The sequence below is a fragment of the Pseudomonas fluorescens genome (assembly GCF_000968015.1).
GTDB classification, from domain to species: domain Bacteria; phylum Pseudomonadota; class Gammaproteobacteria; order Pseudomonadales; family Pseudomonadaceae; genus Aquipseudomonas; species Aquipseudomonas fluorescens_W.
Genome location: NZ_LACH01000060.1, coordinates 1,677 through 10,530, shown reverse-complemented (window position 1 = coordinate 10,530; position 8,854 = coordinate 1,677). Strand labels below are relative to the sequence as shown.

General features: G+C 63.5%; 8 protein-coding genes. All 8 read right to left on the bottom strand.

Translation table 11 applies throughout. From position 1 onward, the window contains the following. Positions 1–35: 35 nt before the first annotated feature. The 8 genes from VD17_RS24910 to VD17_RS24875 all read right to left on the bottom strand — a co-directional run bounded on the left by VD17_RS24910 (position 36) and on the right by VD17_RS24875 (position 8,800). Positions 36–3,134 (bottom strand): error-prone DNA polymerase, encoded by a 3,099-nt coding sequence (locus VD17_RS24910; protein ID WP_185753213.1) that lies wholly within the window; start codon positions 3,132–3,134, stop codon positions 36–38. Continuing rightward, positions 3,110–4,525 carry a Y-family DNA polymerase gene (locus VD17_RS24905; protein ID WP_046056131.1) on the bottom strand — a complete coding sequence of 472 codons (1,416 nt, stop codon included), beginning with the start codon at positions 4,523–4,525 and terminating at the stop codon, positions 3,110–3,112. The genes VD17_RS24910 and VD17_RS24905 overlap by 25 nt, the downstream gene beginning before the upstream one ends. A 7-nt stretch (positions 4,526–4,532) precedes the next feature. Then, on the bottom strand, positions 4,533–5,150 hold the full coding sequence (imuA, locus tag VD17_RS24900; protein WP_008155007.1) for a translesion DNA synthesis-associated protein ImuA: 618 nt from the start codon (positions 5,148–5,150) through the stop codon (positions 4,533–4,535). Further along, entirely contained in the window at positions 5,150–5,767 is a 618-nt protein-coding gene (gene lexA / locus VD17_RS24895; RefSeq protein WP_046056130.1) for a transcriptional repressor LexA, read from the bottom strand. Before lexA ends, imuA begins: the two co-directional genes overlap by 1 nt. Before the next feature lie 171 nt (positions 5,768–5,938). Beyond that, the gene (locus VD17_RS24890; RefSeq protein ID WP_046056129.1) at positions 5,939–6,214 is read right to left on the bottom strand and encodes a DUF971 domain-containing protein; all 276 of its coding nucleotides are present in this window, start codon (positions 6,212–6,214) and stop codon (positions 5,939–5,941) included. Further along, complete coding sequence (locus VD17_RS24885) at positions 6,211–7,173, bottom strand: HEAT repeat domain-containing protein (RefSeq protein ID WP_046056128.1); 963 nt, start codon at positions 7,171–7,173, stop codon at positions 6,211–6,213. Before VD17_RS24885 ends, VD17_RS24890 begins: the two co-directional genes overlap by 4 nt. Continuing rightward, positions 7,170–8,018: an ABC transporter ATP-binding protein gene (locus tag VD17_RS24880; protein ID WP_046056127.1), complete on the bottom strand. Its 849-nt coding sequence runs from the start codon at positions 8,016–8,018 to the stop codon at positions 7,170–7,172. Before VD17_RS24880 ends, VD17_RS24885 begins: the two co-directional genes overlap by 4 nt. After that, positions 8,018–8,800 (bottom strand): ABC transporter permease, encoded by a 783-nt coding sequence (locus VD17_RS24875; RefSeq protein WP_046056126.1) that lies wholly within the window; start codon positions 8,798–8,800, stop codon positions 8,018–8,020. Before VD17_RS24875 ends, VD17_RS24880 begins: the two co-directional genes overlap by 1 nt. Positions 8,801–8,854: the final 54 nt, after the last annotated feature.

The window sequence follows — 8,854 nt, the reverse complement described above, 5'->3', positions numbered from 1 at the left end:
ACTCGACAGCTCCTACAGGGAGTGTTGTATGGAGGTCAACGGAAATCCCGGCTGCGTACGCTGATGCCGTCGAGCAATGGGCTCAGGTCGCTCAACCGTCCGGCAATCAAATGCCGCACTTCGCCTTCCTTCTCCCAGCGCCCGTCGACTTTGAGCAATTGCGAGCCGACCAACACCTGGCGCTGCCGATCGGCCAGGTCGCGCCAGACAATGACGTTGACGTTGCCGAACTCATCTTCAAGGGTGACAAAGGTCACACCACTGGCAGTGCCCGGACGTTGTCGACCGGTCACCAGCCCGGCGACGCTGACCGGTCGCCCATGCTCGATATCCAGCAGCTCCTTCGAACTGCGGCAGCGCCGGGCTTTCAATTCCCCCCGCAATAGAGCCAGCGGATGCGGGCCGAGCGTGGTGCCGACGCTGTTGTAATCGGCTAGCAGGTCCTCGCCCACGGTGGGTTTGGGCAAACACACCACACCCTCCTCCTGACTCGGCAGACCGGCAAACAAGCCGAGCTGTTTCTGCACACCCGCCACTTCCCAGCGAGCCCGATGACGGTCACCCGCCAAGCCACGCAGCGCACCGGCATCGGCCAGTTGTTCCTGGGCGCGGGCGTCGAGTCGCGCCCGTTCGCCGAGGTCGGCAATGTCGATAAACGCCCCCTTCGACCGTGCGGCTTCGATGCGCCGAGCATCGTCCTCGCGAAAGCCCTTGATCATCCGCAACCCCATGCGAATCGCCGGCTGGGCACCGGTGATCGGTTCGAGGCTGCAATCCCAGTCACTGGCGCGCACGTCCACCGGGCGAATCTGCAAATGATGCCGGCGCGCGTCCTGCAGAATCTGGTCCGGGCTGTAGAAACCCATGGGCCAGCTGTTGATCAGCGCACAGGCGAAGGCCGCCGGTTCGTGGCATTTCAACCAGCAACTGGCGTAGGTCAGCAAGGCGAAACTGGCGGCGTGGGACTCGGGAAAACCATAACTGCCGAAGCCTTTGATCTGCTCGAAGATCTGCGCGGCAAACTCGGCCGTGTAACCGTTTTTCTTCATCCCGGCGGCCAGGCGATCCTTGTGTGGTTCCAGCCCGCCGTGGCGTTTCCAGGCGGCCATGGAGCGGCGCAACTGATCGGCCTCGCCGGGGCTGTAGTCGGCGGCGACGATCGCAATCTGCATCACTTGTTCCTGGAACAACGGCACGCCCAGGGTGCGCTTGAGCACGGTTTCCAGTGCCGGGGACGGATAGATCTCCGGTTCTTCCTTGTTTCGGCGGCGCAGATACGGATGCACCATCCCGCCCTGAATCGGCCCCGGACGGACGATTGCCACCTCGATCACCAGGTCATAGAAGGTCCGGGGTTTGAGCCTCGGCAACATCGACATCTGCGCCCGGGACTCGATCTGAAACACGCCAATGGTGTCGGCACGGCCAATCATGTCGTAGGTTTGCGAGTCTTCGGACGGGATCGTCGCCAGGCTCAGGTCCCGATAGCGATGACGGCGCAACAGATCGAAACAGCGGCGGATCGCACTGAGCATGCCCAATGCCAGGATATCCACCTTGAGCAGCCCGACGGCATCGAGGTCGTCCTTGTCCCACTGGATGATGGTGCGCTCAGCCATGGCGGCGTTTTCCACCGGGACCAGGCTGTCCAGAGGCTGCTCGGAAATCACGAAACCGCCGGGGTGCTGGGACAGGTGTCGGGGAAAACCAATCAGTTGCCCCGTCAGGCTCAGCACCCGGCGCAGCACCGGGCTCTCGGGATCGAACCCGCCTTCAAGCAGGCGTTCCACAGGCGGTGTTTCATCACTCCAGTGGCCGCAGCAATCGGCCAGGGCGTTGATCTGATCCGGCGGCAAACCCAAGGCCTTGGCCACATCACGCACCGCGCCGGCCGCGTGATACGAGCTGACCACCGCCGTCAGCGCCGCGCGGGTCCGGCCATAACGCTGGAACACATACTGCAGGACTTCTTCGCGACGTTCGTGTTCGAAATCGACGTCGATGTCCGGCGGTTCATTGCGTTCCTTGGAGAGAAAGCGCTCGAACAACAGCGTGGTGCGATCCGGATCGATTTCGGTGATGCCCAAGGCAAAACACACCGCCGAGTTGGCCGCCGAACCACGGCCCTGACACAGGATTTTTTGCTCACGGGCGAATCGCACAATGTCGTGAACCGTCAGGAAATAGCTTTCGTAGCCCAGCTCGGCAATCAGCTCCAACTCCTTGTCGATCTGCGTCAGCACTTGGGCCTGCGGGCCTTTTGGCCAGCGCCACGCGATGCCCTTCTCGGTCAAATGTCGCAGCCAGGACGTGGCGGTCTGGCCTTCTGGCACCAACTCCCGGGGATATTGATAACGCAACTGCCCGAGATCAAAAGTGCAGCGCCGGGCGATGTTCAGCGTTTCGTCGAGCAGTGTTTGCGGATAGATCGATTGCAGCGCATCGAGACTGCGTAAATGCCGCTCGCCATTGGGATGAAGACGCAGCCCGGCCTCCGCCACCGGCACGTGATGACGGATCGCGGTCATGGTGTCCTGCAAGGCGCGCCGCCCACGAGCGTGCATGTGCACATCGCCGCTGGCCACTGCCGGAATCCGCAGTTCGCCCGCCAGGGCCAGCAGCGCAGTCAGTCGTCGGGTATCGTCCTGGCCGCGATGCAGCTGAACGGTCAGCCACAGGCGTTCGGCGAAGGTCTGTTTCAGCCAGTAGCCCTGTTCGAAGTCATCGACCGCGTCCGGCACCCACAACGCCAACAGCCCCGGCAAAGGTTCGCTGAAGTCTTCCCGCAACACTTGATACTGGCCTTTCTGCGTGCGGCGCCGGGCTCGGGTAATCAGTCGGCACAGGGTCTGGTAACCCTCGAGGTTTTCCACCAGCAACACCAGTTTCGGACCGTTCTCGATGCGCACTTCGCTGCCGATAATCAGCGGCATCTCCACGGATTTGGCCGCTTGCCAGGCGCGGACGATACCGGCCAGGGTGCATTCGTCGGTGATCGCCAAGGCCTGGTAGCCCTGTTTTTTCGCCCGCTGAAACAGTTCGAGGGCACTGGAAGCACCACGCTGGAAACTGAAGTTCGACAGGCAGTGCAACTCGGCATAATCGATGCTCATGCGAACCAGCCTTGCAGCCACAACGGGCCGTCCTCACCGACCGCACGATAGGCCCAGCCCTGCTGGCCGGAACGGGTTTCGATCAGGAAATAATCGCGACGTACATCGGCGCCGTCCCACCAACCGGACTCGATGCGTTCCGGCCCCATCAGGATGCGCGTCGAACCTTCGTGTACCGCCAGCGGCTCAGTCAGCAGCCAGCCCGGACGTTGCACGCCAGGCAGCCCTGCACAGCGCTGACTGTCGACAGCGGCCTGCCACGCGCATTCCGGCCGGTGATCGGCCTGGAACCGCAAGCCCTGCACCGCGTCATCCCCCAACCGCGCGCGCAAGCGTTCGCGCAGTTGCTCCCAGGGCAAGGACTGCTGCGGGCGGTCGTCGAACAGTTCCTGGCGCTGGGGAACGAAGGCCGGCAAGTCTTCGGCGCGCAGGCGAAAACCGCGCACCGGGGCCTCGACCTGGACGTGCTCCAACCGGCCCCGGGCCAGTTCAAAGAGCATCGCCGGGTCACGTTCGGCGCTGAGCAGGCCGACCTTGATGACGGTGTCCGGCAACCCGGCGTGTTCCAGGTGCAGGTCGAAACGCTGCACGCCGCTGTCCCGACCGCAAAGAAACGCCGACAGGTCGCCGGTCAATCGGCGTAACGGAAACAGCAGCGCCTGATGGGACTGCACGTCGAAGTTGAGCTCGATGCGCACATCGAAGCGGTCCGGCGGCAGGTAGAACGCCAGCGCCAGCCGCCGTAACCCGAGCAAGGCGTCCAGATGCTTGAGCACCTGGGCCTCGAAACGCCGGGCCAGGCTATGGCGAGGCAACGCCTGAACCTGACTCAAAGTGCGCAGCCCCATGCGCGACAACGCGGTGGCAACGCTGGTTTCCAGCCCGATCCGGTCGATGGGCAACTGCCCAAGATGATGTTGCAAGGCTTGATCGTCAGGCACCACCAGACCGTCATACGCGTTGGCCAGCACCCGTGCGGCCACCGGGTTGGGCGCGGCAACAATCCGATGGCGAAACCCCAGCTCGCCGAGCTCGGTCCGCAACCGCGCCTCGAATTGCGGCCAGGCGCCGAACAATCCCAGGCTGGACTCGATTTCAAACACCACCGCACGCGGGTAATGCACGCTGACTTGTGAACTGAATCGATAAGCCCAGGCGGCCAGAAACTGCTGCCAGTGCTCGATCTCGGCAGCGTCGTATTCAGCCGTGACAAACCCTTTGCTCAAGGCCTGGGCGGCGGTCATCGACTGGCCCGGACGCAAGCCCAACACCCGGGCCGAAGCGTTGACCGCTTGCAACACCCGACGCTGGGCCGGGCCGGTCAGCAGCGCCAGCGGCTCATCGGGATCGGCGCGCTGACGCAGTACCGCGTCCAGCGCCAATTGCGGGAAGAGAATGCACACCCAGCGCATGGCAACCTCAATGCCCCACAGGGAAGGCAATCGGCGCCGAACGCGCCAACCCACCCCGGCACTTGAGCACGCGCAATTGCGCAGGTTTGGCATCGATGGCGATACGCAGCGCCGCGGGCGAAGGGTTGATCGCTTCATTGATCGAGCGATAGGCAAACGCCAGGGTCGAGCCGGTTTCCGCCGCCACCTGCAAGCGCCGCAACGCCCGGTCATCGGCCTTGTGCGGCCAGCACAACACCGCGCCGCAACTGCCCGAACGCAGGCATTGTTCCGCTGCCCACAAGGCATCGCGCTCGCTGGCCTGGATGATCGACAACTGACGCAGATCGACCCCGGCATTCTGCCAGGCCTGGGGGTATGGCACGTAAGGCGGCGCCACCAGCACGATGCGCTCGCCCGCGGCGGACAACCGCGCCAGCGCTGGCCACACCAGTTGCAGCTCGCCGACACCCTGCCCGGCCAAAAGGATTTCGGTCAGCGCCGCTTCCGGCCAGCCACCCGTAGGCAACGCTGCATCCAGCGCGGCATGCCCGGTGGGTTGCGGGCTGACGGCCGGTGGCGCAGGCCGGCCCTTCCAGACCTGGCCGCCATTGAACAGCGTATCCAGCGCAACGACGGCGCCCATCACCCTTGCCTCACCAGACCGCAGAACACCCCTTCGATGGCCAGGTCCTGATCGGCTTCGACGATGATCGGCTTATAGGCCGGATTGCGTGGCAGCAATCGGACAACCTCGCCGACCCGTTCGAAACGTTTGATGGTGACTTCCCCGTCGAGTCGCGCGACGACGATCTGGCCGTTGACCGCCTCGGGATTGCGGTGCACGCCCACCAGGTCACCGTCGAGAATGCCGTCCTCGATCATCGAGTCACCCTGGACCCGCAGCATGTAATCCGGCACCCGCGAGAAGATCGACGGGTCGAGCAGCAAGCGGCTGTGAACCTCGGCATCGGCACCGATCGGCGCACCCGCCGCCACCCGGCCGAGTACCGGAATGTCCAGCAACTCGGGCCGCGCCGGTTGCCCGAGCAAACGAATGCCCCGGGCCTGATGCGCATTGACCTCGATGAAACCGGCCTCGGTCAGCGCCAGCACATGCTTGCGTGCCACGCTACGGGAGGCGAAACCGAACGCCTCGCTGATTTCAGCGAGGCTCGGGGACTGGCCATGCTCGGCGATTCGATCGCGGATAAAGGTCAGGATGGCGGTGCGGCGGGGAGTTAAAGTCGTCATGGAGTACATTTGTACTCTTTTGGCTTTTTTCTGGCAAGGACTTGTAGGAGCTGTGTAGGAGCTGTGTAGGAGCTGTCGAGTGAAACGAGGCTGCGATCTTTTGACTTTGCTTTTTAAAAACAAGATCAAAAGATCGCAGCCTCGTTTCACTCGACAGCTCCTACACAGCTTCTACAGGTTTCAGGTGAGTCCTGAGAGGTAAGGCCAAGGGAAGATGCCGCGTTCGTGGCCGTCGCTGAAAATCAGTTGCAGGCCATAGCCCTGGGAATTGAGTTCGACCACACGGATGCGCTCATCGACTTTCACCCTCAACCCTTGCAGGCGAAACGCCCGGCATTGCGAACACGGACATTGGCGGCGCAACTCAGCATGGTCCAACAACTGCTCACGCCCATCCGGCCAGTTCAACCGCAACTGCTGTTTGCTCTGGGAATTGCCAATCGCCACCGGGTTCATTGCAGCTGACTCAAGGCGATGCGCACGGCTTTGCGCACTTCCGGGTCGCCGTCATCCTGCGCGGCTTGCAAGGGTGCGATGGCGCCTCGGTCGTTCAACTCTCCGAGCGCCAGCGCAGCTTCCTTGCGCAAGTTGCTGATGCGGTGGCCGAGGGTTTCGATCAACGCTTCAAGGGCCGGGACGTAACGCAAACGACCGAGGCTGCGGGTGGCGCGCAGGCGCACTTGCCAGTACGCGTCGCTCAAGGCTTCGACCAAGGCCGGGCCGGCGTCGACGTGACCGACCTTGCCCAGCGTGGTGGCGGCTTCTTCGCGGACTTGCCAGGCCTCGTCCTGCAAGGCCTGGCGCAGCGCCGGCAACACGTGGGCGTCGGAGGCCAGGCCCAGGGCACCGGTGGCGGCGCGGCGGACTTCGGTGTCCGGGTCGTCACTGGCCAATCGAGCAAGCGCCGGCAAGGCATCGAGCTGCTTGAGCCAGCCGAGTACGCCGACGGCTTCGCGGCGGACGCTGGCGTCTTCGTCGGTCAATGCCTCTAAAGCGGCAGCGGCGGCATCGGGGAAGCGCAACTCACGCAATGCCCGGAAAGCGGCGATGCGCACGTTGATGTCGACATGCCCGGCCCACGGCAGAATCACCCTGCCCGCCGCCTCGGTCTTGAGCAAGCTAAGGCTTTGCGCGGCAGCAGCTTGCACGGCGTTGGAAGGGTCGGTCAGGGCCTGGCACAGCGCTTCAACCACCGGTTCGTCCTCCCAGGCTTCGAGCAATCGCGCGGCTTCGGCGCGGACTTCTTCGGTCGGGTCTTGCGCCAGTCGATTGACCAGCCAAAGCAAACCGTCCGGCTCTTCGAGGTCGGCCAGTTCGATCAGGGCAATTCTGCGCACGCCGGGATCTTCATCCGTCAGGCGTGGTTGCAGAGCGAGAATGTCGTCGTTATCGGTTACATCGAATAGAGAGGTCATAGGGCAAATCGCGGCAGTTTGTTTTCAAGGGGAAGTCCGAGAGGGTTCAGGCGTGGTAACTGCCGACCGTCTTCGTGACGCAGCAACTCGAGGCAATGACGCTTCAAGCGGGAGAACTCATGGCTGGTGACCAGTTCGGTGGTGCGTGGCCGTGGGAAATCGAGGCGCAGGTCTTCGATGATCCGGCCCGGGCGCGAACTCATGACCAGCAGCCGATCGGCGAGGAACAGCGCTTCATCGATGTCATGGGTGACGAACACCACGGTGGTGCGAATTCGCGTCCAGATGTCCAGCAGCAGCTCCTGCATGTTCAACCGGGTCAGCGCGTCCAGGGCGCCGAAGGGTTCGTCCATCAGCAACAGGCGCGGGCGATTGATCAGCACCCGGGCGATTTCTACCCGTTGCTGCATGCCGCCGGAGAGTTGGTCAGGCCAGCGCTCGGCAAACCCTTCGAGGCCCACCAGAGCAAGGATTTCGTCGGCTGCCTGGTGACGTTCGGCTTTGCCGATGCCACGCATTTTCAGGCCGAAAGCAACGTTGTCGCGCACGGTGCGCCAAGGGAACAGCGTGTGATGCTGGAACACCATGCCGCGCTGCGGGGACGGGCCCGAGACTGGCGCACCGTCGACTTTCAGGGTGCCGGTTCGCGGTTGCAGATGACCGGCCAGCGCGCCGAGCAAGGTCGATTTTCCGCAACCGGACGGCCCGAGAATGCACACGAATTGCCCCGGTTCGATCTGGCAATCCAGACCTTGCACGGCTTCGAAGGCTTGCTTGTCTTCGCCGAGGACGATGGACAGTTGGCGGATGTCGATCCGCCCTTCAGGGGTTTGCATCACGCTCATCAGGCTTTTCCTCGTGGTCGGTGCCAGGGCGTGAACAGCCCGCCCAGACGTTTGATCAGCAGGCTGCTGCCCATCCCCAGTACGCCGATCAGCAACATGCCGACCACGATGTCGGCGTAGTTCTGGATGGTGTAGGACTCCCAGGTGTAATAGCCGATGCCGTATTGGCCGGAGATCATTTCGGCGGTCACCAGGCAGAACCATGAGGTGCCCATGCCGATGGCGAGGCCGGTGATGATGCTTGGCGCAGCGCCGGGCAGGATCACCTCCAGCAGAATCGCCCGGCGCCCTGCCCCGAGGCTTTTCGCCGAGGCGATCAGCCGTGGATCGACGCCTTCGACGCCATGCACGGTGTTGAGCAGAATCGGGAACAGCGCGCCGGTAAAGGTGATGAAAACCATCGACAGCTCTGACGAGGGGAACATAAGGATCGCCAGCGGAATCCACGCCACGGCGGGGATCGGGCGCAGGACTTCCAGCGGTGGCAGCAGCAGGTCTTCAGCCCATTTCGAGCGGCCGATGGCCAGGCCCAACGCGATGCCGATGATCAGTGCCGCGAGGTAACCGGCGAAGACCCGGCTGAGGCTGCTGCCGAGGTGTTGCGCGAGCTTGCCGGAGTCGCCGAGGCCGAGGGCGGCCTGGATGACCGCCAGTGGCGTCGGGACGTTGGTGAAGGTGACCAGGCCGAGGTTCCAGTGGTGACTGGCGGCGAGTTGCCAGAATAGGAGGCAGAGCAGCAAGGAGGCTGCTCGGGGGATCCAGCGGGTTAGTGATTTGGGCATGTCAGGTTCCGGTTGTAGATGGTGTCGGACAGGAGAACCACCCCCCCCCCCCCC

What these genes read in the sequence shown, in the direction of transcription:
- VD17_RS24885 (WP_046056128.1), bottom strand. Translation starts at nt 7,173, where the DNA reads ATGACCTCTCTATTCGATGTAACCGATAACGACGACATTCTCGCTCTG.
- lexA (WP_046056130.1), bottom strand. Translation starts at nt 5,767, where the DNA reads ATGTACTCCATGACGACTTTAACTCCCCGCCGCACCGCCATCCTGACC.
- imuA (WP_008155007.1), bottom strand. Translation starts at nt 5,150, where the DNA reads ATGGGCGCCGTCGTTGCGCTGGATACGCTGTTCAATGGCGGCCAGGTC.
- VD17_RS24880 (WP_046056127.1), bottom strand. Translation starts at nt 8,018, where the DNA reads ATGAGCGTGATGCAAACCCCTGAAGGGCGGATCGACATCCGCCAACTG.
- VD17_RS24905 (WP_046056131.1), bottom strand. Translation starts at nt 4,525, where the DNA reads ATGCGCTGGGTGTGCATTCTCTTCCCGCAATTGGCGCTGGACGCGGTA.
- VD17_RS24890 (WP_046056129.1), bottom strand. Translation starts at nt 6,214, where the DNA reads ATGAACCCGGTGGCGATTGGCAATTCCCAGAGCAAACAGCAGTTGCGG.
- VD17_RS24875 (WP_046056126.1), bottom strand. Translation starts at nt 8,800, where the DNA reads ATGCCCAAATCACTAACCCGCTGGATCCCCCGAGCAGCCTCCTTGCTG.